Origin of the sequence: Halomonas sp. PA16-9 (assembly GCF_009728585.1) — a bacterium.
Classification (GTDB): domain Bacteria; phylum Pseudomonadota; class Gammaproteobacteria; order Pseudomonadales; family Halomonadaceae; genus Vreelandella; species Vreelandella titanicae.
The window spans coordinates 1,831,287-1,857,366 of sequence record NZ_CP040451.1 but is presented as its reverse complement, the minus strand read 5'-3'; the positions used below and the strand labels follow the sequence as shown (position 1 = coordinate 1,857,366).

The window sequence follows — 26,080 nt, the reverse complement described above, 5'->3', positions numbered from 1 at the left end:
TTTTTAATAAAGCATCTATGTTAGATACTTTCACAACTATTGACTTAAGGTTAGAAACTAACATACTTTTTAAATCAGGCAACCATTAGGAGTCCACGGTGAGCCAGGAAATCGACATCTTGTCACGTATTACCACTGACTTTGCTGCCTTGCGTGAAGCTGAAAAAAAAGTCGCCGAGCTGATATTTGCTGACATCGAGTTTGTCACCGAAGCAAGCATCGGTGACATCGCCCAGCGCGCGGGGGTAAGTGATGCCAGTGTCACCCGATTTGCACGCGCTATCGGCTGCACTAATGTGCGTGACTTAAAAACGCGCTTAACACGCGCTTTAGCAGCAGGTCGCCGTTTTATACAAGAAGCGACCCCCGAAGACAGCTCAAGCGTGGTGTATGACATTGCCACACAAACCCTCGCGCTTAACCGTGACTTGCTCGCCCAGGCCGATGTGGCAGGCGCGGTCGAACAGCTGGATAAAGCGCGCCAGATATTGGTATTTGGCGCAGGGGGCGGTTCCAGCATTCTCTGCCAAGAGTTTCAATTCCGTTTAGTCCGTCTTGGCTATGCGATCTGCGCTTACCCTCAAGCACTCTTACCCCGCATGGTAGCGTCAACCCTTGAGCCAAATGACGTAGTGGTTGTGCTATCGGTCACTGGCTATACCCGGAGATGGTGGAGTCGGCACAAATTGCCAGGCAGTACGGCGCAAAAGTGATTGCCATCACCGCCCTGAATTCTCCTTTAGCCGATACATCCGACATTGTGCTCCCGATTACCTCGCGGGAAACCGACTTCATCTATCACCCTTCAGCTTCCCGCTACGCCATGCTGGCGGTCATCGATGTGTTAGCGCTTGAACTTGCCATGCGCCACCGAGAGCGTTCACGGACTAAATTGCGTCGTCTCAAGCTTAGCCTCGATGACCATCGCGGTGGCGACAACCGCCAGCCACTAGGAGATTAAGATGGTTTACGACCTGCTGATTCGTAACGCCAGCGTACTGGATGGCTCCGGCGCAGCCCATTTTCGTGCCGATGTGGCTATTCAAGGCGAGCGTATCTGCGCCATCGGTGACATGCCCTACGCCACCGCCACCACCATGATTGACGCCGAAGGGCGCTATCTGACGCCTGGCTTTATCGATGTCCACACTCACGACGACACCAATGTCATTCGTACCCCAGAGATGCTGCCGAAGCTGACACAAGGAATAACGACGGTGGTGGTGGGTAACTGTGGGATCAGTGCGAGCCCCGTGACACTCGCCAGCGAAGTCCCCGATCCCATGAATTTACTGGGCAGGCTAGAAGACTTCCGCTACTCAAGCTTCAGCGCCTATGCCAACGCCGTAGACGCTGCCGCACCAGTATTAACGTCGCCGCCTTGGTGGGGCATACCAGTCTGCGCAGCCAGGTGATGGACAGCTTTGCCCGGCCTGCCACTGCTGAAGAAATTGCACAAATGGAGGTGCTGCTAAGCCAAGCGCTGGATGAGGGCGCCCTAGGGCTTAGTTCAGGGCTGGCCTATCGTAACGCGATACACGCGCCGACCGCCGAGATGGCCCCACTGGTGGCAGCCGTTGGCCAATCAGGCGGCGTATATACCACCCATCTTCGAGATGAGTTTGCGGGCCTGCTGGGTGCCATGGACGAAGCATTTTCCACCGCTCGCAATGGCCAGGTGCCTCTGGTGATCTCGCACCTTAAATGCGCAGGCGCGGGCAATTGGGGAGGCGCTGGTAAAGCGCTGGGTAAATTGGAGTCTGCCGCCCAGCACCAGCATGCCCACTGCGACTGCTACCCCTACACCGCAGGCTCCTCCACTCTCGATCTGGGCCAGGTCACAGACGAAATCGAGATCACCATTACCTGGTCGACACCGCACCCTGAGCAGGCACGTCGCCCGTTAAAAGAGATCGCCGCCGAATGGGGGGTATCACTGTTAGATGCGGCCAAGCAGCTACAGCCGGCGGGGGCGGTTTACCACAACATGAGTGAAGCGGATATGCAGCAAGTGTTAGCGCATCCGCTCTCCATGGTGGGTTCCGATGGATTACCGAACGACCCGCACCCCCACCCGCGCCTTTGGGGAGCCTTTCCGCGTGTGCTGGCCCACTACAGCCGCGATTTAAAGCTAATGCCACTGGCCGAAGCGGTACGCAAGATGACCAGTCTTTCGGCAGCCAATTTCGGTTTAACGGATCGCGGCGTGATCCGCATAGGCGCCTACGCAGACCTCACCCTTTTTGATTTGACGATGCTTGAAGATACGGCCAATTACGAGACCCCCATCGCGGCCGCTAAAGGCATCGAAATGGTCATAGTGAACGGCAAAATCGCCTATCACCAAGGCGCAATTTCAGACCAACGCGCGGGCAGGATGCTGCGCAGAACAGAACGCATTTCTCAATCGATCCCCACCTTTCAACCCAACAAGGAGCAAACATCATGAGCATTACTCGATACGGCACGGAAGGCGGCGTAGGCACCGGCGGTCAGAAACTGCCCTTTGCCCGCGCCGTAGAGGCAGGTGGCTGGCTATACGTCTCCGGACAAACACCCATGACCGACGGCGAAGTCGTTGAAGGCGGCATTGTTGAGCAGACCCGCCTCGCCTTCGATAACTGCCTGGCCATCATGCAAGAAGCAGGTTTCGGCGTTGAAGACGTCGTGCATGTCACCACCGTGCTCACCGATGCGCGCTATTTCACCTCGTTCAACAAGGTGTTTAAGGAGGTCTTTGGCGACAACCCACCGGCACGCATCTGCAGCGTTCAAGACCTGGTGGTGGATTGCAAAGTCGAGGTTGACGTGAAGTGCTTCCGCGCTGATCGCGTCTAGACACCCAGCTTTAAGTACCCAAAAAAAAGCGCCGCACCCCGGCAAGGGCGCAGCGCCAGATTACCGCGTGATTAGGATAAAAAGCCCGCGGTAATCGCTTCCATTGCCTACCTTCGGCCGCGGCAACGGCCGGATAAACAACGATAAGAGGTTAACATGAACAGCCAACTATTCCTTATTACCTTCGTGCTCTACATTGTCGCCATGATTGTTTTTGGCTGGTGGATTTCAAGACACAAACGGGGCAGCGGCGACGACTTTCTACTCGGCGGGCGAAGCGTACCGCTATTTCTCACCGTAGGTACTACGGTCGCGACCATGGTGGGCACCGGCTCCAGCATGGGCGCCGTTGGTTCGGTTACGCCAACGGCTGGGCGGGTGCCTTATACGGGCTTGGAGGCGCCGTGGGTATTCTACTGCTCGCGGTCTGTTTTGCTCCCGTACGTAAACTTCGCTTTATGACCATGAGTGAGGAACTCGCCTATTACGTCGGTGCGAATCGGCTGGTACGTAATGTGGTCGCGCTACTTATCTATATTGCCTGTATAGGCTGGTTGGGCGCGCATATTCTTGGCGGTGGTCTCTACCTCTCCTGGATGGCGGATATCGATCTAACCACCGCACGTATTCTGGTGGCGTTAGGCTTCGGCATTTACTGCGTGGTAGGGGGTTATTTTGCGGTTATCTGGACTGACACCATTCAAGCGGTTGTGCTGTTTGCGGGTTTTATTTTGATGGCGGTGCTGGCGCTAGTGGAGGTTGGCGGCTTCTCAGGCCTTACGGCAGGTATGGATGCGGGGGCCACTAGCTTTCTGGGTATTGGTCAAATTGGTGCGCTGCCAGCGCTGTCACTGGCTGCCGTCATTGCCATTGGCGTGCTTGCTACGCCCTCCTTTCGTCAGCGCATTTATTCAGGAAAATCAGTCAAATCGGTACGCCGCTCGTTCTTAATCACCGGCGTTCTTTACCTGGGCTTTTCGATCATTCCCGCGATTATTGGTATGGCCACCCACGCCCTTAACCCTGGGCTTGAAAATAGCAACTTCGCCTTCCCTTTCCTGGCCACTGAAATTATGCCCCTAGGATTAGGACTACTGCTATTGGTAGCGGGTCTTTCCGCTACGATGTCTAGCGCGAGCTCCGATGCCATTGCCGGTGTTTCCACGCTGATTCGCGATCTATATGTGCTGGCAACGGGCCGCACGCCCTCAGCGCGAAATGTAGTGCGCTTCTCGCGTATTGCGCTAGTGGCAACCATTGGTCTGGCGCTGCTGTTCGCGCTGGCCTCAGACAATGTCATCACCTACATCACCCGTATGATCTCGACGATTCTGTCAGGACTGTTTGTGAGTGCCATGCTGGGCCGTTTCTGGTCACGTTATAACTGGCAAGGTGCCATCGCCACGTTAATTTGCGCCTCGGTGACCTCCTTAACGATTATTGCCAATAGCGACTGGACAGCCTTCTGGGGTAACCCAAGCATCCCCGCTGTGCTAGTAGCGCTGGTAGCGGGTGTGATTGTAAGCCTAGTGACGCCCGCCTCACGCGTGACTTCTGCCCAGGCACTGGCAATTCTTGACCAAGAGCGCAAGCGTATGGAGCAAGTGCCCGAACCGACTCTCACGAACGCTGAAGCGCCCGCTGCACCTCGCTAATCGTTAGCCATTAGTGCGCACTAAAAAACCCCACTGATTGATTCAATCAGGGTTTTGAACTTAACGGGATTATAAGCCCGCTAGTGCCTCACGCAACCCGCCCTGGGTGAGTGTTTGATATGCCACCAGCACCGCCTGTGCAAACGCATCGTCTTGTGCCAATGCGTTGGGCACCACATCGTCCATGGCTAAATAGGCCGCTACCAGCGCGCGGGGATCGCTACCATGCATCTGGTGCAGCTCTGCAAAGCGCTTGGCTAGCGGATCATCCACGGGGTAACTATTTCCTTGCAGGTCTTGACCCGCGGTATAGCGAATCCAGGCCGCCACCCCAGCGCCACGCAGGGCGAAGTTTGACCAGCGGCACTACGTTCCAGCGCGCCGGAAAGCCAGCGCTGTGGAAGCTTTTGGCTACCATCCATAGCGATCTGCTGCAGACGATGACGCAAACTGTCATTGGCAAAGCGTGCCAGCAGCGAGTCAGCATAAGCGTCTAAATCGATTCCCTTGGGCATCTCAAGTGTAGGCGCCGCTTCTTCAAGCATATAGCGGCGCAGCAGCGCCCGAAGATCGACGTGATTGATGCCGTCATAAACCGTTTCGATACCTGCAAGCGCACCCAGATAGGCAAGCAAGGAGTGGCTGCCATTGAGCATGCGCAGCTTCATGGTTTCAAACGGCGCCACATCTGCCACCATCTCAACCCCCTCAGCTTCCCAGCCGGGTCGACCCTGGGGGAAGTTATCTTCAACCACCCACTGCGTGAACGCTTCGCATACCACGGCATTTTGATCGGAAACGCCCAGTGCCGCTAAGCGCTCAAAATCGGCGTCGGTCATCGCAGGGACGATGCGATCCACCATGCTGCAGGGAAACGCCACTTCTCTGGCAATCCAACTGGCCAACGCTGCGTCTCGATGCTCGGCCAGTTGGACCACCGCTTGGCGTGTTCGCTTACCGTTATCCGGCATGTTGTCGCAAGAGAGAACGGTAAAGGGAGCAAGACCAGCCTCACGCCGCTGAGCTAACGCTTCTACCAATAGTCCAGGGGCAGTTCGCGGCTGTTGGGGCGAGACCATATCGCCGATGATCATCGGGTCATCGATTTTTAACTCACCGCTCGCGGGGTTTAAAAGTAGCCCTTCTCAGTGACTGTTAACGTAACAACACGGGTATCCGCAGACGCCATTCGCGCCAGTAGCGCCTCTCGGTCTCGCCCCCAGCTATCCATACCTTCGTCCGCGTCATCACGGCCCGAGAATAGCGTCTCTTCAATAACGCCAATTTCACGCAGCGTGACGCTGTCACTATCGGCGTACTCCGCTACATGATAGCGCTGCCCTGCCGCACGTAAGCCGTCGACTAAACCAACGCTAGAGCGTAAATTCGCGCTGCAAACGCCCCACTCACCATCGCCACTGCGTTGGCGATAACGTTCTAAATAGACCGCTTGGTGGGCGCGGTGAAAAGCGCCTAACCCCAGATGGACAATCCCGATCCGACCACTTCTTGGCTTTGCTTCAATAAGCTTTGGAGCCATCATCAACTACTCTCCCATCAGCAAGTTAGGCAACCAAAGCGAAATCGCGGGGACATAGGTCACCAACAACAGTACCGCCAAGTTGCACAGTAAAAAAGGCACGATGGCTTTTGCCACCGTCAACATAGGTAGCTTGCCAATCCCCGCTACCACGAATAGGCAGACCCCCACCGGCGGGGTTGTCAGCCCAATCATCAGGTTCAACACCGCGATTACCGCAAAGTGAACCGGATCGACACCCACGCCAGTGGCGACTCCCACCAAGGCCGGGAAAAGAATAATCAGCGCGGCAATGGTCTCCATAAAAGCGCCAACAAACAAAAGAATCAGGTTAAGGATGAGTAAGACAATGAGCGGGTTATCGCTAATGGAGAGAATCAGTGAGGCTATCATCTGAGGGATCTGCTCACTGGTGAGTATCCAGCCAAACAGGTTGGCTAACCCCACCATCAGCAGTAGTGCCGAAGAGGTTAATACGGTGTCTGACAAAATCGCCGGAAGCTTTTTCCACGACAGGCCTTTATACACATACATGCCGACGACCAAGGCATAGAGGCAAGCCACAATAGAAGCTTCGGTAGGGGTAAAGAACCCGCCAATAATGCCGTAGAGAATAATCACGGTCATCAGCAGTGCCCAGAAGGCCGTTTTGGCTTCGCGCAGCAGTTGCAAAAAAGGTACCCGCTGCTCTTTGGGATACCCACGCCGAACGGCCAGAATATACACCGTAATCATCATGGCGAGGCCCATTAGAAGCCCCGGTACGGCACCTGCCAGGAACATCCGTCCGACCGAAATCCCGCTGAGCGAACCGGCAATGATCATGGGTACGCTGGCGGTATAATCGGCCCAACGGTTGACGAGGCGGCGGTCACCGCAGCAGCAAACGGCTTGTCATAGCCTGAGCGAGCCATACCGGGAATCATCACCGAACCGATGCTGGCTGAATCTGCAACCGCCGTGCCGGAGATACCACCGAAAATCATCGACCCTGCCACATTGGCCAAGCCAAGACCGCCGCGAATGTGGCCTAACAGAGCATTGGAAAAACGCACAATATGATCAGTGATATTGCCCACGTTCATTAAATTGCCGGCCAGCACAAAGCCGGGAATACACAGCAGCACGAAGGTGTCGATACCCGCATACATGCGCTGCGGCACGATGGTTAATGAAATGCCTTCAAGCAGCAGATAAGAGAGCGAGGCTAACCCCAGCGCAAACGCAATGGGCATTCCCACCAAGAGCAAAACCAAGAAAACGCTAAAGAGGATAATAACTTCCATGCTTACGACTCCGGAAGGGAGGCAGAGGAGTGACACATTGCGATCATTCCCTCAAGACACCCCAGCAAGCTATAAACCAGGAGAAGCGCAAAGGTGACTACCGTTGAGAAAAAGATATACAGCATGGGAACATGCAGCGTGGGCGAGGTTTGCCAAGCGCCGTTTTGCGCATACTGCCAAGCGTAAGGCAGCACCAAAAAGGCAAACAGGCCAATCAGCGCACAGATCAACACTTGAAAGGCTGCCTGTATGCGCGGCCCCAGTAGATGATGGAAAAGCTCAACGCTGATGTTTCGGTTCTGTCGCAGCACCACACCAACAGATAGTGCCACCATATAAATAAACAGATAGCGCGAGAGTTCTTCGGTCCAGGCTATCGAAAACGGCAAAAATAGCCGTGAACAAATTTGCAGCAGTACCGTGGCGGCAATCGCAATCAGCGCCGTAACAGCCAACGTCAGAAAGCACGTGTCCACCCAGCCAATGACGCGCCCAATGGGGCCTTTAAATTTAGGCACCACCGACATTGAATCCAGACTCTCCAACGCTTGCTGTTCAAGCGCTTTGTGATCCGAGTTCATAACCGTATCCTCATGGGCAAGCTGCTTGTATCGTTAGAAAATGGACTGGCGCACGGCCAGCCCATTGTCATTATCAATTGACCACAAATCCGAGCTTACAGGTCTTGGATAGCGTCAAAGAGTTCACGCTGCTCTTCGGTTAAGGCCTCAAGCACGGCGGGGCGAGCTTTCTCTGCAAAGGCATCGACATCGACTTCCACGAACTCCATGCCACGCTCCTGTAGCGCTTGCTCAAGACGTGCTTGGTCATCAACGAAAAGCTCGGCTTGATACTCCTGCATCGTTTGAGCAGCGTCTCGCACCACTTGCTGAAGTTCTTCCGGCATACTTTCCAACTGGTTACGGCCAATCACCACGTAGATCCAGCTGCGCACATGGCCGGTCATGTTGACGTAGTCCTGCACCTCATTAAAGCTGGCGCTTTCGATCAGACTAAGCGGGTTCTCTTGACCTTCCAGGGTGTTTTGCTGCAGCGCAGTGAACACTTCGCTAAACGCCATTGGGGTTGGACGTGCCCCCATTGCCTGCCATGTATCAACGAATAGCGGCACGTTAGGAACGCGAAGACGTAACCCATCCAGCTCATCAGGCGTGCGGATAGGACGATTGGAGGTCAGCTCACGGGGGCCACGCTCAAACCACGCCAAAGGTACCAGGTTAGTGCGTTCAGTGATTTGCGCTTCAATCTCAGCACCAATATCGCCGTTAACGGCGGCATGGAGGTGTTCGGAATCTCTAAAGGCGTACGGTACCGCCATCATCGCGGCTTTCGGCGCCCAGTTCTGTAAGCTTTCACCGGTAATAGTCATATCCGCCGTGCCAGTTGGATACTGTTGATCACGTCCATCTCGTTCCCAAGCTGCTCACTGGGATAGAGGCGTACTTCGATCTGCCCGTCAGAGTTTGCTTCGACCTCCTGTTTAAATTTCTCAGCGGCCTGGTGCCAAATGTTCTGCTCATTGGCTAAATGGCCAAAACGCAGGGTAAAGTCTGCCGCCATTAGTGAGTGACTGCCTAGCATGGCGGCCCCAAGAACAGCGCTGGTGATAAGTTGTTTGATCATTGTCTTTCTCCTGCACACAGGTGTTGTTAGTTGTTTATTGCAGCTATTAATTTCGCGTGGGTTGGCGTGGGTTGGAGTAGCATCCCTCAAGCACTGATTTGAATCAGCACCTTGCGGGCCTCTTCTGGCCGGTGGTCAAGCATGTCGATGGCGCTGGGCATGTCGCTTAGCGGCAACCGGTGGCTGACTAACGCCAACGGATCCAACTGCCCACTTGCCATTAGCTTTAGCACCTCCGGAAACTTACGGTTGTTGAGCCGCGACCCGACCAGGGTCAGCTCTTTCTTAATCACCTCTAACTGCACTAGCTCGCTGGGCTGAACGCTAAAGCCCAGTAGACCAATGCGCCCTGCTGGCGACGCTAAACGCAGCATTTGCGGTAACAGCGCTGGCACGCAGGCCGCATCGGCAATCAGCGGCACGCCTTCCCCCTGGGTTAAGGCAAGCACCTCTTTTTCCACATCCTGCTCGCGGCTATTAAATACCTGCGTTGCCCCAAGCTGTTTTGCCGCCACTAATCGCTCGTTAATAACATCAGTGACGATGACCTCTTCAATCCCCTTGGCCAAAGCCATTTGCAGGATCGTAAGGCCAATAACGCCGGCGCCCAGAATCATTAGTCGATCACCAGGGTGCGGCTGCATACGATCAAGTACGTTGGCGGCAATGGTATAAGGCTCAACTAAGGCAGCGGCGTCTAGCCCGATATGCTCAGGTAGGTGGTGTACGTTAGCCGCGGGTACGGCCACAAACTCTTCAAAACCACCATCGCGATGCACACCGATCACTTCAAGCGAACTGCACACGTTGGGACGGCCAATCCGACAGGGGTAGCACTCACCACAGCTGATAACGGGGTCAATGCACACGCGATCCCCAACGGCTACGTCAGCCACGCCTTCCCCTACCGCCTCCACTACCCCGGCGAACTCATGGCCGGTGATGCGCGGAAAGCGCACAAAGGCGTTGTCGCCATGGATAATGTGCATATCCGAGCCGCAGATACCGGCAAATGCTACGCGTACCAACGCTTCACCAGCGGCCACCTTGGGCGGATCAACTTCCGCGACCTGGTAGTCATGGGGCGCCTTTACCTGGAATGCTTTCATCTAGATGAACTCCTTCACCAGTGCCACAAGGTGCCGTCTTCTAACCGGTTCACCGGCAGGCTGGCACGCTTATAGGGGTATTGCTTGGCTAACTCTTCATCGATATCGACGCCATGCCCCGGCTTTTCACCGACAATGAAATGCCCATCTTCAAAGCGATAATCGTGGGGGAATACCTCGTCAGTAGCACTGGTATGCGGCATATACTCCTGGATGCCGAAGTTGGGTACCCAGGTGTCAAAGTGAATCGCCGCCCCAAGCAAACCGGCGAAAGATCCGTTGGCCCGTGGAAGCCGGTACGCACATGGTAAAGACCCGCCAAATCGGCAATGCGCCGTACGTGGGTGATCCCCCCGGCGTGGGTTAAAGTGGCGCGTATATAGTCAATCCACTGATTCTCGATCAACGCTTTGGCGTCAAACAGGCTGTTAAAGACTTCGCCCACCGCCAGCGGCGTGGTGGTGTGCTGGCGGATAAGACCAAACGCCTCCTGGTTCTCAGCCGGTACGCAGTCTTCAAGCCAAAAGAGATGGTAGGGCTCCACTTCTTTACCTAAGCGAGCAGCCTCGATGGGCGTCAGGCGATGATGAACATCGTGTAGCACGTGCAAATCATCGCCGAAGCGCTCACGTACGGCGGCAAATAGTTTAGGCACATGGTTTAAGTATTTACTGGTACTCCACACATGCTCTGCGGGCAAATCAGAATCTGCAGGTTCATAGGGCTCACCCTCTTTTTTGGCGACACCATAAATGCTGGCAATGCCTGGCACACCAGCTTGAACGCGTACCGCTCTGTAGCCTTCATCCACATGGCGGGCGACCTCTTCCAGACATGCTTCAATATCACGCCCTGTCGCATGACCGTAGACCATCACCCGATCGCGACTCTTACCACCCAACAGCTGGTAAAGCGGCATACCCGCAAGCTTTGCTTTGATGTCCCATAGGGCTACGTCCACTGCTGCAATAGCCGTCATCGTTACTGGCCCACGACGCCAGTAAGCGCCGCGATACAGAAAGTGCCAGATATCTTCAATGCGGCTAGCATCGCGACCAATTAATGTTGGTAACACATGTTCTTCCAGGTAGGCGACCACCGACAGCTCGCGGCCATTTAATGTGGCATCGCCGATCCCATACACTCCTGATTCGGTAACAATTTTCAGCGTGACAAAGTTGCGGCCTGGGGACGTTACGATTAAATATGCATCGCTAATGATCATGGTAAATCCATCACAAGAAGTAAAAAGAAGTTAACGCTCAAATAGGTAGCGCTGCACATTGTGGTAGCACACCGCACGAACCAGCTCGCCAACTCGGTCAATATCGTTGGGTAACTCGCCGCGGGTCATTTGAGTCCCCAGCATTTGGCAAAAATACGCCGAAAATACTCATGACGAGAAAACGATAGAAGGCTACGAGAATCAGTCAGCATGCCCACAAAGTGGCGCAGCAAACCAAACTGCATCTGGGTAGTTAGCTGGCGTTCCATGCCATCACGCTGGTCGTTAAACCACCATGCGGCTCCAAACTGCACTTTTCCGGGGATTCCATCACCTTGAAAGGAACCGGCCAGCCCAGCGAGCATTTCGTTATCCCGCGGGTTAAGGTTATAAAGCACGGTGCGCGGCAGTTGATGCTGGCTATCCAGCGCATCCAACAGCGCCGCTAAAGGTTCTGCGTAGGTGATATCGCCAATCGCATCGAAACCACTGTTAGCGCCTATGTCACGACGCCCCGCTGGCTTAAATCGCGCAAAGCGCCAATGTGAAGCTGCATGACCCAGCCCCGGCGTGCATACTCCTTACCGAGCCATAGCAGCACCGCTGTGGTAAAGCCGTGCACATCATCACTACTCAGTTCATTTCCGCGCTTTCTGCGGTCGAGTATCCGATCCAGCTCATAAGCTGCAGGAGGCTCAACAAAAACGGGCTTCTCAAGGCTATGGTCGGAAAGGCAGCAACCTAAACTTTCGAAATGTTCGAGACGCTGGTACAGAGCAGCCAGCAAATCATCGAAACGCTGTATCGTCACGCCACTGGCAACTTCGAGCGTAGCGAGATAATCGACAAACGCTGGCTGTTCTATTTTGAGAACCGCATCAGCTCGAAATGTCGGCAGCATAGTCGGCCCAGTGTTCGCCTTCGCGTGCCGTTGATGGGTTTCCAAGCTATCCACAGGATCATCCGTGGTACAAATAGTACGCACGTTAAAGCGCTCCAAAATCCCTTGAGCACTAAGCTGTGGAGTTGCTAGCCGCTGTTTAGATAGGTGCCATATCTCCTCAGCTGTCTGTGCAGAGAGGAGAATATTGTCGATCCCTAACGGCTTCTTAAGCTCAAGATGCGTCCAATGATAGAGTGGATTGCCTAAGCAGTCGGGTACGGTTTCCGCCCATGCTTGAAAGCGTTCTCGGTCACTGACATCTCCGGTTATACGCTGCTCAGCAACACCCGCGCAGCGCATTGCACGCCATTTATAGTGATCCCCTTTTAGCCATAGCTGGGTTAAATTATCGAACTGGGTATTATGAGCTATTTCGACTGGATCTAAGTGCGAGTGATAATCGCAAATCGGCATGATCGCTGCGTGCTCATGATAAAGCCGTCGGGCTGCTTCATTTTCTAACAGAAAGTCTTTGCCCATGAACTCAACATTATCATTAAACTCCATCATCGCTCCTTCATTATGAGAGTGTCATAGGCAGATTTAGCCCAGCAATAAATTAGGCAAAAACAGCACTACATTGGGGAAGAAGAGAATGCCCAGCACAACCACAAATACAGCAAAGGCAAAAGGCAGTAACTCACGGCTATACTCATAAAAAGAGCATCGTAATATTCCGCACACGGTATACATTGAAATACCCACAGGAGGTGTCATGCCACCGAACGTAACCAGCGTCATCATTAACAGCCCAAAATGAACAGGATCAACACCTGCGGCTTTAATAACGGGCACCAAGATGGGGGTTAACAACATGACAACAACCGTGGCTTCTAACAACATACCTAGAAAAACAAGTATTACGGAAACTGCCAGCAACAGTGTTATATGACTAGAGAATACGCCGAGTGTTAGCTCTGCTATTGTTTGCGGCACCCTTTCGAAAGAGACGACATAACCAATAATGCCTGAGAACATAATAATCAGCATTATCATGCCAATATCTCTTACGCTGGCACGCATGGCATTAAGTATCTCTTTAATACCCATTTCTCGGTGTATTACGCAGCCCACCAACAAGGCATAAGCAACCGCAAAAGCACCTGCTTCGGAGGGGGTAAAAAGTCCATAGCGAATACCCACCAAGAGCCATACAGGGAAGAGAATTGCCCAGATACTGCCACGTAGGGCCTTAAGCACTTCACGGCCGGTGGGTAACCGCTCCCTTACTGGCTGATAGCCCCGCCGTTTAGCCATGATGTAAGTGGTCAGCATCAGCGCCACCATTAGCAAGAAGCCCGGCACGAGGCCTGCGATAAATAGCCGCCCTATCGAAACTTCGCCGAGATAGCCGTAAAGGATCAAACCGATACTCGGTGGAATGGTCGCAGTAATCAGCCCCCCAATAGAGAGCACCGCCCCAGTAAACCCCGCTGAATAGCCTCCCTTGATCATGCTTTTTCCCAGCACCTGGATTGCATTGCGGCATCCGCCACGGCAGAACCGGAAACCCCGCCCATTAAGGTGCTCAACACGATACTTGCCTGGGCTAAACCACCGCTCATCCATCCTGCTAATAGAGTAGAAAGGTGAACCAAACGGGGGGTAATACCGCTGGCGTTCATTAAATGGCCGATGAAAATAAACAACGGCACAGCTAATAGTGGAAATGATTGCGTCGAAGATACAATGCGCTGGACGGCAATGCTTGTCGGTAAAAATGTTTCTGGCAATAAGAAATAGGAGAAACCCGCAATTCCAATAGCAAAGGCAACGGGCATACCTATCGCCATGAGAAGCAGACCGAATCCTAATAACAGAGCTGCCGTCATAGCGCCTCCTCCACAATGTCATCATCGTCAACAACCAAACTCCCGATGACGCCCTTAGCGAACAAGCGGCGTACCAGTGAAAGCATCATTAACAATGCCCCGACAGGAAGTGCCAGAGTGATATACCCATAACTAAGTCCTGCCACTCCCATGGGACGCTGCCAGTTTGAAGCTGCTAGAACGAAGCCATACCAGATTAAAAGAGCCAGAAAGAGCATCATCATCCCAACACATAGGCTGGTAATCATGAGCTGTAACTTAAGAGGTAAACGAATGACAAGGGCATCAATTCGCACCTGGCCTCCCTGGCGCAGGGTAATATCAGCCCCTAATACAGCAGTCCAAATAAACAAAAATTGTGCAAGCTCAGCGCCCCCTGCAAAAGGATTCCCTATTGCCCTAGCCGTTGAGCTAACTAACATGGTGAGAGAGGTACCACCGAGTAGCATAATAGCCAGCCACTCCTCACCTTTATCGTACCAATGCCACATACAGCATTCCTCGCCCTATACGGGCATCCGGACAGTTAAGTAATAGCAAAAGACAAAAAGGGTGCAGCCCCCGCCCTGGCGAGCAGAGGGCTGAGACTCACTCTGAAGAAAGCAATTGATCACGATACTGGTTGTAACCTAGCTCTTCATAAACGCTGCCCATTCGATCTCTGAATACGCCCATATCCACTTGAGAAAACGTAACGCCCTCCGCTACCATCCGCGCGCGCACTGAGGCTTGAGCCGCTGCGGTTGCTTGACTAGCAGCTTCACCAGCTTTTAGCAGTTCTTCATCAAGAATAGAGCGCAGCTCATCAGGTAATGCTTGATACCACTGTTCAGAAGTCGCAATACCGGTCATCAAATGAATATGGTTTGTTAGTGCCACATGAGTAATAACTTCATGCAGATTTTGGCCTTCAGCGGCGGTTAGTTGTGCTTCAGCCCCGTCGATCGACCCTAGCTGTAGCGCTGAGTAAACTTCTGACCAAGGCAGCGGTGTTGGAGTAGCGCCCATCGCTTCGACGGTTTTCACCCATACTGGTGAGTTGATAGTCCGCACACGCACACCACTCAAATCATCAGGTGTCTTCACTTCATTTTGAGTCAGCATCTGCCGTGACCCTTGAAACCAGTTATAATTGAGTAATCGTAAACCACTGGTTTCTGCCATACTTTCGACCCAATCAAGGTAAAGCGGAGATGTTGTGATTTGGTCATAGTCACGATAGTCTTCAACTAAATAAGGGGCACTTAAGATACCCAACTCAGGTTGATACTCCGATAAACGCCCCGCATCGACTAAGATCGCGATATTGGCACCACTACGAATTTGTTCGATCACGTCTTCGTCAGAACCAAGCTGGCTGTTTGGGAAAATCTGAATGGTCAGCTCTCCCTCTGAGCGCTCATCAATCGCCTCTTTAGCGCTCTCCATCGCCTGAGCAATGGGATCCTGAGGACTCAACGCAATTGAGACATTAAGCTGGTAAGCAGCGTGAGCCGAATGGCTTGCGACAACCAATGCAACAGCAGGCAGTAATTTTGTGAGTTTCATGTAGGGCTCCTAAAGACATCTATTTATTGTTGATAATTCACCAGCCAGTTCTGGCTGGATCTACTCCATGCAACTTGTGCAGCGTTGTTGTACTCATTAGTGGGTTTTATATAGTTAGCGCATGAACATTCATGCTCACACCTTCAAACAGCTCCGGAAAGCGATGCTCTAATTCAGGCAGAGAGTGGAGTATTTCACATTGATGAATACTCATTGCCTGAACTGCCGCGTCAGTATCTCCAGCAGATATCGCATCCACGATGGCCTGATGCTGATCGGCCAATTTCGGAATAGGCGTAGAATCAGGAATACTCAAATACCGTACTCTGTCTAATTGTGCTTTGACGTCTTCAATCACATTCCACGCCATGGTTTGTCCCGTAGCCAATGCCAAGGTGCGATGAAACATTTCATCAAGAAAGAAGAAGCGGTCATGGTCTTGTCGCTCGATGCAGCTACGCTGTCGATCAATAAGCTCGTTAAGCTCCATTAGCACGCCAGACTGAAGGGGTTGCTTGGTGGCTTCGCGTACGATTGACACCTCAAGCGACTCACGAATAAATCGTGCCTCTAGCACCGCTTGGCGCGAAATGCGTACAACATAGGTTCCCCTTTGAGGGCGAACTTCCACCAAGCCTGACTCTGAGAGCCTTATGAAAGCTTCCCGCACTGGCTGACGGCTCACCGAAAAAGTGTCGGCAAGCTCCTTTTCCGATAGCGCCTGCCCCGGCGCCAGTACCATCTGAATAATCGACTGCCTCAGCACATGAAATAGCCGTTGGCGAACCGATTCCCCTTCGTGGGTTCCCTGCCAAAGCGTTTGTAATGTCGTGTGCATTGCACCTGATCCTAATTAGAGAAGCCCGAGACGATAGCGTCAGAAGCTGATATGACTAGTATGGTAGTTGAATTGAGATAAAAAAAGGCTCATCGCTATACCCTTTAGTCGCATGTCGCGCCGGACATCTAATAGCCAACTTCTTAGCTGGTTCTGAGAAATATCTTACATAACCTCTCGGTTTAGCGTATTTTTTGAACTTTGAGCTGTAATAAAATCGGCATTCAAACGCGAGTATTTAGCAGACGAATCACCTAAAATGGTTTGAGACAAACGACTGAATACTGCCCAATACGGCAATTGCCATGGATGGCTCACGGCTGCTGCAAGCTAAATACGCGTAAGGAGAGAATAATGCAGGCCATCCAGGCAAAGGATAATTCGAAAGACCTGGTCTTAACGACAGAATTACCGTTATTTTTGATAGCTGATCTACTCAAGTGTCCAAACTTACCTACCCTCCCTGCTGTCGCCGTTAACGTTTTAAAAGTGGCGCGTACTGAGCATCCGTCGGTAAACGACTACGCCAATGCTATCGAGCGTGATCCTGCCTTGAGCATGCGTATCATTACCCTTGCCAATAGCGCTTTTTTCTCACGTAGTCATATAAAGGTACATGCGTGCCAAGAAGCAACGGCACGTTTGGGGTTAGACACCACGCTGGCAGCGGTAATGAGCTTCAGCCTGCTTCAAAACAGAGGTATTGACGCCCATTACCAGCGGGTATGGATGCGCTCTATCATCGCCTCGTTAGCAGCACGACACCTTGCCATACAGCTTTGCCCGGACATGGCGGGGCCCGTTTTCACTGCCGCCTTACTACAAGACATTGGCATCATGGCTTTAAGGGCGACATACCCTAAAGAGAGCAATGAGTTGTATGCTGAAGCCGCACTCTCTCATCGACAGTTATCCGAGTCGGAACAGCGCCTTTTTGGCTGCGATCACTCTCAAGTAGGTGCTTGGCTTGCTGCCAAATGGGGTGTTCCAACACCGCTCGCTCAGCGTATCTGCGATAGCCACAATGAGTACGACATTACCGCCGCCGATAGGCTTTGCATTCAGCTGTCTGGGCCCATCGCCGACGCCTGGCTCTCTTCACATCCTGCACAGTCGCTCGTCGCCGTGGTACGAGAGTTTGAAACCTACCAGGGCGCCCATGCGATCTCATTACGGCTTTTGTTAGAGAATATTCAGGAACAGTTGCCAGCGCTGGCGGACATGCTGCAAATGACGGCCCCCCCTTTGCAGGATAACGAATCGTTGCTTGCCGAGGCTCAACAACTGCTGTTCCAACAGACGTTACAGCTCAAAGCGCGCTTTGAAACGCAACAAGTAGAGCTCGCCTCCCTGCGTCAACGACAAGATGAGTTAGAAGAGCGTTCACGAACCGATATGCTCACCGGTCTTGCCAACCGATCCTGGCTTGAAGAGCAGATGCATAAGCGCTTTGCCTTATGCCAGGAACAGTCTCGCATCATGTCAGTGGTATTTATTGACCTTGACCACTTTAAGAAGCTCAACGATCAATACGGCCACCAAATGGGCGACAACGTGCTGCAAAAATTCGGCAAAACGCTGCAGTCGCTTATTCGTGAAGGCGATCTTGCGGGGCGCTGGGGAGGCGAAGAGTTCCTGGTCATTTTGCCAGATGAAGATGCCCAGGCAGCTCAAGTATTCGCCAAACGTATTGCCCAGCGTTTAGAAAAAACGCCCATGGCTCACAACGACCAGCACCCTATCTATGTCTCCGTTTCGATTGGCATTGCCTGCCTGAACGACGGCGGATTTGGCGATGCGGGCGAGCTTATTGATGCCGCGGATAAAAGTATGTATTTCATTAAACGCACGGGCAGGGTGGAATAGCAGTATATGGGGAGCGCGGCGCGCCAGGGGCTCCAAACTAGCATCAACTAGCCTCTACCTTAATGGACAACAAAGGCAGCCATGCTGGAATTTCATCAGGTACATAAAACCTACACGACGCCACAAGGGCCGCTGAACGTGCTCAACGATGTCTCCCTTCGTCTCGCGGCAGGAGAAAGCCTGGCGCTAATGGGAGAATCTGGGAGCGGCAAATCCACCCTACTGCATCTTGCCGCCGGTTTAGATCTTCCCGACCAAGGAACAGTTAGCTTCGAAAACCAGAATGTCGCGTCTCTACCTGAGCCCACGCGCGCCAAGCTACGCCGCGAGCAACTGGGTTTAGTCTTCCAGCAATTCCACTTAGTGCCCAGCTTAACGGTCATCGACAATCTGCGCTTACAGGCGCGCTTAGCCAATCGCGACGATGCCGCCTGGGCAGACTACTTAATTGAGCGGCTTGGCTGCATGGCATGGAAAAACGTTATCCGGAGCAGCTCTCTGGCGGGCAGCAGCAGCGCTTAGCTATTGGTCGTGCTCTGGCGCCGCGCCCACCTCTGCTGCTTGCCGATGAACCCACGGGCAATTTGGATGAAACCACCGCAGGTGAAGTGCTTGAACTGCTATTGAGCCTGGTTCGCGAAACTCAGTGCGCCCTGCTCATTGTCACCCACAGCCCCCAAGTGGCGGCTCCGCTTGATCGCTGCCTACGTCTAAGCCACGGTCATCTACTAGAAGCGGCACTATGACCCGGGTGCTATCCACGCTACTTAGCCACTACCGGCGCCACCCCGGCCAACTGATAATGCTGCTGCTCGGACTATGGGTGGCTAGTGCCCTATGGAGTGGCATCCAGGCGATCAACGCCACCGCTCGCGACAGCTACGCCCGCGCCGATGCGCTGTTTGACACCCAGCTGGATCAGCTTGAGCGGCGCGATGGCATGCCATTCAGTCGTGCCGAGTATCACGCCCTGCGTCAAGCAGGCTTGCCCGTATCGCCCATGCTAGAGGGTGAAGTCGTTACCCAAGATGGCACCCGGCTAACTCTGATCGGCATTGACCCACTGACCCTTTCCAGCGATAACGCGCTGGCTCAAGCCAACACCTCCGCGTCGTTAAGTGACTTTCTAACGCCCCCGTGGCAAACACGCGTAGCGCCTGATGCTTTGGAAGCCCTAGGGATAACGCGCGAGAATGCATCGGCTGCCACCCCGACCTTGGCAGATGGCAAAACACTCGCCGCTCATTTTAGCGCCAGCACTACCGCCGGACACGCTGATCATGGATATTGCCGCCGCAGCGCGGTTGCTTGAAAGCGGCGACCAGCTTACGCGCATCGTGGCCGCCCCGGGGGCACTCACTGAAGCGCCCCCGGGATTAACGCTCACCCGCGCCACCACGCTTGCCTCCCCTGGTCAACTGACCGAAAGCTTTCACCTGAACCTTACCGCACTGGGGCTACTTGCCTGGGTCGTGGGGCTATTCATCGTTCAAGCAGCGCTAGGCCTAGCGTTGGAGCAACGCCTGGGCATGCTGCGCACCCTGCGAGTGCTGGGTGTATCAGGGCGCAGTTTAGTGCTAGCGCTCAGCTTAGAGCTGCTCCTGCTCGGCCTAATCGGAGCGCTTGCCGGTATTGCCAGCGGCGTATGGCTGGCACGCTTGTTACTACCCGATGTCGCGGCAACCCTGGGCTCACTTTATGGCGCAGGCATCGGGCAAGAGCTCAACCTGCCCTGGCATTACTGGGTCGGTGGGCTGGCGGTTAGCCTTGGCGGACTACTGCTGGCAGGCAGCGGCGTGCTATGGCGCGCGGCCCGCTTAAACATGTTGGAGTTAGGTCAGATGCAGGCCTGGCGTAGCGGTTACCGCCGCCAATTATCGCTAATGAGCATCGGCGGCGCTTTCGCGATGGGCGTTGCGCTAGCATTGTATGTTTGGCTTCGCTTTCAGCCCCCTGGCGATGGATTAGTGACAGGCTTTACGCTGGTAGCGGCGTTACTTCTGGCTAGCGCCCTGTGGCTGCCGCCCTTTTTAGCACTGCTACTAAAAGCGCTGACGTACCTCGCCCGGCGGCGCCCACTTATTCACTGGGCACTGGCGGATATGCAGCTTCAGCTACCTGGGCTGTCACTGGCCATGATGGCACTACTTATCGCCCTGGCGACCAATCTGGGGGTCGGTAGCATGGTCGGCGGCTTTCGCCTGACGTTTTTAGACTGGCTCGATCAGCGCTTGGTCGCCCCACTCTACTTGAATGCCCCCGCCGAGCAATATGCGGATATTGATGCTTGGCTGGCTGATCGCCCGGAGGTTTTCGAGCGCCTGCTCACACGGCGTAGCGATGCAACACTACAGGCCGCTACAACGCCGGAAGGCAGCCGCTCGATAGGCACGCCTATCGAGCTTTACGGCATTACCCCTGGCGAATCACTCACTCCGCACTGGCCGCTGCTGGCAACCCAACAAGACCGCTCATCCGCCTGGGCAGCCTTTAGTGATGGCGCGATTTTTATTAACGAGCAACTTGCCACTGCAGAGAACCTCTCCCCCGGTGATCGCCTGACGCTGAACGCGCCCGGCGCCAATGAAACGCTGACCATCGCCGCTATTTATCCCGACTACGGCAACCCCAGCGGGCAGGTGCTAATGGCATCGCCCCAGCTTGCCGCTCGTTTTGATGCGCCGCCTAGCTCCATAGGGTTAGTGCTGAGTGACGATGCCAATGTTGATGCCCTGCGTACTGCCCTGCTCGAACGCTTTGACCTCGGTAGCGATGCGCTGAGCGATCAACGCGAGATCAAGCGTATTGCCACCGAGATTTTTGAGCGTACCTTTACCATTACCCGCGCGCTCAATGCATTAACCCTAGCGGTAGCGGCACTAGCGCTTCTCGCCAGCCTGCTGACCCAGGCACGCAGCCGACGCCAACAGTTAGCGCCGCTATGGGCGCTGGGCGTTCCCCGAGCACAGCTGGCACAATTAAATCTGGCACAACTGAGCGGTGCCGCAATTAGCCACCGACCGGGATTCCCATGTCCATTCCCTGGTATCGCGATTACCTGGGGATTAGTGGCGATTATTAATGTGGCCGCCTTCGGCTGGCGACTACCGCTCTATCTATTTCCTGGGGAAATGGCCGTTACTCTGGCCACCGCCGTTGGTGTGGCACTCCTGGCAGCAGCCCTGCCCACGCTGCGTTTCTGGCGCGCCTCACCGCGGGCCTTACTAGCAGAAGAGGCCAATCAATGAGCTTAAGGCTTCGACTAACCTTGCGTCTTCTACTGATAGCCACTGTGGCGCTGACACTTTTCGGCTGTAGCGAAGAGAATCAAACCGAAACCAACAGCACAGGCTTTGCCGGTTTAGGACAAGACGCCGATGGTTTTAGGCATGCCGAGCCTAATCAGCCGCTCAGTTTTCCACAAGAGCACGCCGCCCACCCGGACTACCGCATTGAATGGTGGTATTTAACCGCCAATTTAGAAGACGCCGACGGTGAGCCACTTGGCCTGCAGTGGACGCTCTTTCGCCAGGCGCTGATGCCTCCCAACGAACGCCCTGAGCCAACGCCCTGGGCAGCCGATCAACTGTGGATGGCCCATATGGCGATCTCTCAGGGCGAGCAACACCAGGTGGCCGAACGTTTCGGGCGCAGCCATTCACAGGCCTCATTGAATACTCCTCAGGACAGCCAAGCAGGCGTAATGATTAGCCCCTTTTATGCCTGGCTGGATGATTGGCAGCTTAAAGCTAACGAAGAAGCCGATAGCAGCGATTTTAATCACCTCACACTAACCGCCTACAGCGGCGAGGGTGCATCGCGTTTTGGCTACCGTTTAGAACTGACTGCAGAGGGGCCGCTGGTGCTTCACGGCGAACAGGGTTTTAGCCAGAAAGCCGCCAATGGCCAGGGCTCCATGTACTACAGCCAGCCCTTCTGGCAGATAAACGGCGAAGTAACCATCAACGGCGAGACAAAAACCGTTAGCGGGCGCGGCTGGCTGGATCGGGAGTGGAGCAGCCAACTGCTTGATGCCCGCCAATCAGGCTGGGACTGGTTCTCGATTCACCTTAATGACGGCCACAAGCTGATGGCGTTTCAACTACGCGGTGGCTCCGCTCAAAACGCCGACTACCGCTCCGGCACCTGGATTACTCCCCAAGGCGACGCCACCCCCTTAGCATCAGATGACATTACCCTAACGCCGCTGGCAACGTCGGCTGTCGCCGGTCGCAATGTGCCCACCCAATGGCGGCTGGAAATACCGTCAGTAGGGATCGACATCAACATCGAAGCGCCCCACGCCAACCGCTGGATGACCACCAGCGTGCCCTACTGGGAAGGTGAAGTGGTGGTCAACGACCGCGCCAGCGGCGAACCGCTTGGCGAGGGTTATTTGGAAATGACCGGGTATTAATTAGCCGAGATCAAAAATCGCATCTTATGTATAGCGAATGTCGCTTTATGACAACTAATGTCTGCACACGGCGACACACTAGTAAGCGAATAAACCGCTGACTAGAGAGCACGCCATGAACCGCAATGTCATTCTTACCTGTGCCGTGACGGGCGCGGGAGATACCACCGCAAAAAAACCCAATGTGCCTGTTACACCCAAGGCCATTGCAGCTTCCTGCATTGAAGCGGCGCATGCCGGGGCCAGCATCGCGCATATCCATGTTCGCGACCCGGAAACCGGCGGCATCAGCCACTCTACTGAGCAGTTCCGCGAAGTGATGGAGCGCGTACGCGAAGCCGATGTGGATATTGTGATGAACATCACCGCTGGCGGCGGTGGCGACTGGATACCCGATGCTACCGACCCAACGCGCGGCGGCCCAGGCACCGATATCCAAACACCCGCCGAGCGTCATGCCCCGGTCGGCGAACTGCTTCCCGAGCTGTGCACGCTGGACTGCGGCAGTCTCAATTTTGGCGACATGGTGTACGTGAATCCCGCTGACTGGCTGCGTGAACACGCCCGCCTAGTTCAGGCCGCAGGCGTTAAGCCGGAATTGGAGTGCTTTGATTTGGGCCATGTCTGGTTTGCCCGCCAGCTTCAGCAAGAGGGCTTGATCGATGGCGACCCGCTTTATCAACTCTGCCTGGGTATTCCCTGGGGTGCTGAAGCGGACACAGAAACGATGCTGGCCATGCGCAACAAATTACCTGCCAATGCTAACTGGGCCGCCTTCGGCATTGGTCGACATCAAATGCCCATGGTCGCCCAAGCGGTGCTGCTGGGTGGCCACGCTAGGGTTGGGTTGGAAGATAACCTGTTTTTAGAGAAAGGCGTGCTGGCTAACAACGGCCAACTGGTCGAGAAAGCGTCGACCATTATTGAAAACCTCGGCGCCCGAGTAATGACGCCTGCAGAAACCCGCGCTCATCTCAAACTACGCGACCCGATGACCGGACGTATCATGGGTAACACAGCAGGAGGTGACAAATGAGCCGCTTAGCCGTCATCGGTACCGGCGTGATTGGCAACGGCTGGATTGCCCGGGCCCTCGCCCAAGGGTGGGACGTCGTGGCCTTCGACCCAGATCCCAAGGCGCCAGCGCGCACGCAATCGTTTATCGACAATGCCTGGCCCTCGTTAACACAGCTCGGTTTAGCTCCCGATGCTAGCCCTGAGCGATTAACCTTTGTGGATACGATTGAAAAAGCCGTGGATGGTGCGGACCTGATTCAGGAAAACGTGCCCGAGCGCCTACCGCTAAAACAAGAGATTTTAGCCGCGATTGACGCTGCTGCCTCACCGGACGTCATTATTGGCTCGTCTACCTCCGGCTTTAAGCCCACCGACCTGCAGCAGCAGTGCCAACAAACGCCTGGGCGCGTGATCGTCGCTCATCCCTTCAACCCGGTGTATTTACTGCCATTGGTAGAGCTTGTTGGGGGTGAGTCCACCCAGCCCACACAGATCGCCAGCGCCCAGAGGCTGTATCAGGCGCTCGCCATGCGCCCACTGGTGGTTCGCCGAGAAATCGAGGGCCACATTGCCGACCGCTTAATGGAAGCGCTGTGGCGGGAAGCCCTGCATCTGGTTAACGATGGCGTAGCGACCACCGAAGAGATCGATGCCGCCGTGGTTTACGGCTGTGGACTCCGCTGGCCGTTAATGGGCACGTTCTTAACCTTCCACCTAGCGGGCGGCGAGCCAGGCATGCGCCATATGCTGGAGCAGTTTGGCCCAGCGCTAAAACTGCCCTGGACCAAGTTGGAGGCCCCGGAACTCACCGATGAACTGATTGATAAAGTCGTCGAGGGGTGTGAGCATCAAGCGGCAGGACGATCAGTGGCCACGCTTGACCGGCGCCGGGATGACTTTTTAGTCGAGCTGCTCGGAGGTGGTGCAAAAATATTGGCCGGAAGCCGAAGGCTTACAGGGGCGCATTTAATGATTATTTATAAAACCCACGTCGCTCCCGAGTGGGTCGACTACAACGGGCATATGAACGACGCGGAGTACGCCCGCGTCTTCTCTCTGGCCTGCGAGGCGCTTATCGACACCATTGGGTTGGATGAAGCGGGCCGAGAACACTATGGCTACACGATCTATACCCTGGAAACGCACCTCTGCTACCGCCGCGAGGCCCACCAAGGCCAAGCCCTGAACGTCAGCCTGACACTACTGGATAGCGACACAAAGCGCCTGCACGTCTTTTTCACCCTGTTCGATGAAGAAGATAACCTGATAGCGACCAGCGAGCAGATGTTGATGGGCATGAAACAAGCCTCTGGGCGTCCAAGCCCGTTTCCAGAAGCGGTCGCAAATCGCGTGACAGAACTACCCCAAGCCCATAAAGACGCTTGGCCCGAGCTTGCCGGCCGCACCATTGGTATGCGGCGCTAAGGTTACAGTAGCGATGAACGTGGACGACTTTATTCAGCGCTTTAGCGCCGGGCTGGCAAAGATGAAGGAGCTGTCATTACCTCAAGCACGGCGCACCTACGTTGAGCTTTGCCAAACGTTCGCCCCGCCCGACCCAGCCGGGATGCAGATCGAAAATAGCGCTTTGGGTGGTGTTAGCGTGCGCCGTTTTACTCCCCAGCAGCAAACGCCCGGCTGCGTGCTGTTTATCCATGGCGGCGGTTTTACCATCGGCTCAACAGAGAGCCACCATGGCCCCGCCGCCAGCTTGGCCCAGATGCTTGAGCGTGAAGTGGTAAGCGTTAACTATCGGCTGGCACCAGAGGTAGATTACCCCACCATGTTGGCAGACTGCCGTACGGTGTTAGAAGCGATTTATCCTGTTGCGCTGGTGGGTGACAGCGCGGGCGGGCGATTAGCCATTGACCTTGCCCATCAGCGCAATGAAGCGCCGCCGCTAGGATTGATCTACCCAACCGTTGGCGCGCTTTCCCTTGAATGCTTGGGAGAAGATGCGCCGCTACTTTCACGGAATGATGTACTCGGCATTCGTCAACAGTGTCCTGACATCATTGCTACTCAGCGTGATAGCCACCCTCCTGCCACAAGCATTGAAATGCTGACCGTGGAGAGAGATCCACTGACACTCCCCATCGAAGCCGCAATAGCCAATTGGCGCGAGGGAGGTGCCTCGGTAGGCTATCGCTGCGCCCCGAACATGGTTCACGCCACCCTTCACGCCCACGCACTGCTACCCGATATGAGTGCGGCTTGGCAGGACTTTTGCCAAAAACTAAAACAGCGCCTTAATTAGGCGCTGTTTGGCGTTAATCGCAGCTTAGGCTTTACGAATCGTGTGATTAAGAGCCGTGCTATTAA

General features: G+C 54.6%; 23 protein-coding genes and 7 pseudogenes. 15 read left to right on the top strand and 15 right to left on the bottom strand.

Annotation, left to right across the window (positions count from 1 at the left end):
- The first annotated feature begins 98 nt into the window (after positions 1–98).
- The 6 genes and pseudogenes from FDY98_RS08500 (at position 99) to FDY98_RS08485 (ending at position 4,493) form a co-directional block, all read left to right on the top strand.
- A pseudogene (locus FDY98_RS08500) lies at positions 99–961 on the top strand (MurR/RpiR family transcriptional regulator).
- Position 962: 1 nt separating this feature from the next.
- Positions 963–1,415 (top strand): amidohydrolase family protein, encoded by a 453-nt coding sequence (locus tag FDY98_RS27510; protein ID WP_340146426.1) that lies wholly within the window; start codon positions 963–965, stop codon positions 1,413–1,415.
- Positions 1,385–2,449 (top strand): N-acyl-D-amino-acid deacylase family protein, encoded by a 1,065-nt coding sequence (locus FDY98_RS08495; protein WP_340146425.1) that lies wholly within the window; start codon positions 1,385–1,387, stop codon positions 2,447–2,449. Before FDY98_RS27510 ends, FDY98_RS08495 begins: the two co-directional genes overlap by 31 nt.
- Positions 2,446–2,838: a RidA family protein gene (locus tag FDY98_RS08490; protein ID WP_022524043.1), complete on the top strand. Its 393-nt coding sequence runs from the start codon at positions 2,446–2,448 to the stop codon at positions 2,836–2,838. Before FDY98_RS08495 ends, FDY98_RS08490 begins: the two co-directional genes overlap by 4 nt.
- A gap of 156 nt (positions 2,839–2,994) precedes the next feature.
- Positions 2,995–3,300 (top strand): hypothetical protein, encoded by a 306-nt coding sequence (locus FDY98_RS27505; RefSeq protein ID WP_340146424.1) that lies wholly within the window; start codon positions 2,995–2,997, stop codon positions 3,298–3,300.
- Positions 3,243–4,493, top strand: coding sequence for a sodium:solute symporter family protein (locus FDY98_RS08485; protein WP_340146423.1), 1,251 nt, complete (start codon positions 3,243–3,245; stop codon positions 4,491–4,493). The genes FDY98_RS27505 and FDY98_RS08485 overlap by 58 nt, the downstream gene beginning before the upstream one ends.
- Before the next feature lie 69 nt (positions 4,494–4,562).
- Here the strand turns inward: FDY98_RS08485 and FDY98_RS29410 are convergent, their stop codons facing one another.
- The 15 genes and pseudogenes from FDY98_RS29410 to FDY98_RS08430 all read right to left on the bottom strand — a co-directional run bounded on the left by FDY98_RS29410 (position 4,563) and on the right by FDY98_RS08430 (position 16,458).
- The gene (locus tag FDY98_RS29410; RefSeq protein WP_442907901.1) at positions 4,563–4,823 is read right to left on the bottom strand and encodes a hypothetical protein; all 261 of its coding nucleotides are present in this window, start codon (positions 4,821–4,823) and stop codon (positions 4,563–4,565) included.
- Entirely contained in the window at positions 4,751–5,587 is an 837-nt protein-coding gene (locus tag FDY98_RS29405; RefSeq protein ID WP_442907900.1) for a mannitol dehydrogenase family protein, read from the bottom strand. Before FDY98_RS29405 ends, FDY98_RS29410 begins: the two co-directional genes overlap by 73 nt.
- 35 nt (positions 5,588–5,622) lie before the next feature.
- Positions 5,623–6,036, bottom strand: a complete 414-nt coding sequence (locus FDY98_RS29400; RefSeq protein WP_442907899.1) for a hypothetical protein — start codon at positions 6,034–6,036, stop codon at positions 5,623–5,625.
- 3 nt (positions 6,037–6,039) lie between these two features.
- Positions 6,040–7,319: pseudogene (locus FDY98_RS08475) on the bottom strand (TRAP transporter large permease).
- Between the two features lie 2 nt (positions 7,320–7,321).
- The gene (locus FDY98_RS08470) at positions 7,322–7,900 is read right to left on the bottom strand and encodes a TRAP transporter small permease (protein WP_027959013.1); all 579 of its coding nucleotides are present in this window, start codon (positions 7,898–7,900) and stop codon (positions 7,322–7,324) included.
- A 95-nt stretch (positions 7,901–7,995) separates the two neighbouring features.
- Positions 7,996–8,963: pseudogene (locus tag FDY98_RS08465) on the bottom strand (TRAP transporter substrate-binding protein).
- An 86-nt stretch (positions 8,964–9,049) separates the two neighbouring features.
- The gene (locus tag FDY98_RS08460; protein WP_009287704.1) at positions 9,050–10,072 is read right to left on the bottom strand and encodes a Zn-dependent oxidoreductase; all 1,023 of its coding nucleotides are present in this window, start codon (positions 10,070–10,072) and stop codon (positions 9,050–9,052) included.
- A 14-nt stretch (positions 10,073–10,086) separates the two neighbouring features.
- Positions 10,087–11,297: pseudogene (manD, locus tag FDY98_RS08455) on the bottom strand (D-mannonate dehydratase ManD).
- Positions 11,298–11,327: 30 nt separating this feature from the next.
- Positions 11,328–11,764: pseudogene (locus FDY98_RS27500) on the bottom strand (glucuronate isomerase).
- A gap of 32 nt (positions 11,765–11,796) precedes the next feature.
- Positions 11,797–12,747, bottom strand: coding sequence for a glucuronate isomerase (uxaC, locus tag FDY98_RS08450; protein ID WP_340146422.1), 951 nt, complete (start codon positions 12,745–12,747; stop codon positions 11,797–11,799).
- Positions 12,748–12,783: 36 nt separating this feature from the next.
- On the bottom strand, positions 12,784–13,695 hold the full coding sequence (locus FDY98_RS08445; RefSeq protein ID WP_340146421.1) for a TRAP transporter large permease: 912 nt from the start codon (positions 13,693–13,695) through the stop codon (positions 12,784–12,786).
- Complete coding sequence (locus FDY98_RS27495) at positions 13,692–14,072, bottom strand: TRAP transporter large permease subunit (protein WP_340146420.1); 381 nt, start codon at positions 14,070–14,072, stop codon at positions 13,692–13,694. Before FDY98_RS27495 ends, FDY98_RS08445 begins: the two co-directional genes overlap by 4 nt.
- On the bottom strand, positions 14,069–14,563 hold the full coding sequence (locus FDY98_RS08440; RefSeq protein WP_022524052.1) for a TRAP transporter small permease: 495 nt from the start codon (positions 14,561–14,563) through the stop codon (positions 14,069–14,071). The genes FDY98_RS27495 and FDY98_RS08440 overlap by 4 nt, the downstream gene beginning before the upstream one ends.
- 97 nt (positions 14,564–14,660) lie before the next feature.
- Positions 14,661–15,620 carry a C4-dicarboxylate TRAP transporter substrate-binding protein gene (locus FDY98_RS08435; RefSeq protein WP_009287701.1) on the bottom strand — a complete coding sequence of 320 codons (960 nt, stop codon included), beginning with the start codon at positions 15,618–15,620 and terminating at the stop codon, positions 14,661–14,663.
- 106 nt (positions 15,621–15,726) lie between these two features.
- Positions 15,727–16,458: a GntR family transcriptional regulator gene (locus FDY98_RS08430; protein WP_027959012.1), complete on the bottom strand. Its 732-nt coding sequence runs from the start codon at positions 16,456–16,458 to the stop codon at positions 15,727–15,729.
- A 354-nt stretch (positions 16,459–16,812) separates the two neighbouring features.
- On the opposite strand from FDY98_RS08430, the gene FDY98_RS08425 reads away from it, so the two are divergent.
- The 9 genes and pseudogenes from FDY98_RS08425 to FDY98_RS08390 all read left to right on the top strand — a co-directional run bounded on the left by FDY98_RS08425 (position 16,813) and on the right by FDY98_RS08390 (position 26,015).
- Positions 16,813–18,324, top strand: a complete 1,512-nt coding sequence (locus FDY98_RS08425) for a sensor domain-containing diguanylate cyclase (RefSeq protein ID WP_340146419.1) — start codon at positions 16,813–16,815, stop codon at positions 18,322–18,324.
- A gap of 81 nt (positions 18,325–18,405) precedes the next feature.
- Positions 18,406–19,070, top strand: a pseudogene (locus tag FDY98_RS08420) (ABC transporter ATP-binding protein).
- Entirely contained in the window at positions 19,067–19,636 is a 570-nt protein-coding gene (locus FDY98_RS27485) for a hypothetical protein (protein ID WP_340146416.1), read from the top strand. The pseudogene FDY98_RS08420 and the gene FDY98_RS27485 overlap by 4 nt, the downstream one beginning before the upstream one ends.
- Positions 19,548–21,572 carry an ABC transporter permease gene (locus tag FDY98_RS08415; protein ID WP_340146415.1) on the top strand — a complete coding sequence of 675 codons (2,025 nt, stop codon included), beginning with the start codon at positions 19,548–19,550 and terminating at the stop codon, positions 21,570–21,572. Before FDY98_RS27485 ends, FDY98_RS08415 begins: the two co-directional genes overlap by 89 nt.
- The gene (locus tag FDY98_RS08410) at positions 21,569–22,741 is read left to right on the top strand and encodes a lipocalin-like domain-containing protein (protein WP_027959008.1); all 1,173 of its coding nucleotides are present in this window, start codon (positions 21,569–21,571) and stop codon (positions 22,739–22,741) included. The genes FDY98_RS08415 and FDY98_RS08410 overlap by 4 nt, the downstream gene beginning before the upstream one ends.
- Before the next feature lie 115 nt (positions 22,742–22,856).
- A complete protein-coding gene (locus FDY98_RS08405) occupies positions 22,857–23,777 on the top strand; it encodes a 3-keto-5-aminohexanoate cleavage protein (RefSeq protein ID WP_155705784.1) in 921 nt (306 codons plus the stop codon).
- Positions 23,774–24,728: pseudogene (locus FDY98_RS08400) on the top strand (L-carnitine dehydrogenase). Before FDY98_RS08405 ends, FDY98_RS08400 begins: the two are co-directional and overlap by 4 nt.
- Complete coding sequence (locus FDY98_RS08395; RefSeq protein WP_027959005.1) at positions 24,728–25,183, top strand: thioesterase family protein; 456 nt, start codon at positions 24,728–24,730, stop codon at positions 25,181–25,183. Before FDY98_RS08400 ends, FDY98_RS08395 begins: the two are co-directional and overlap by 1 nt.
- A 13-nt stretch (positions 25,184–25,196) precedes the next feature.
- Positions 25,197–26,015: an alpha/beta hydrolase gene (locus FDY98_RS08390; protein ID WP_027959004.1), complete on the top strand. Its 819-nt coding sequence runs from the start codon at positions 25,197–25,199 to the stop codon at positions 26,013–26,015.
- The last annotated feature ends 65 nt before the right edge of the window (positions 26,016–26,080 follow it).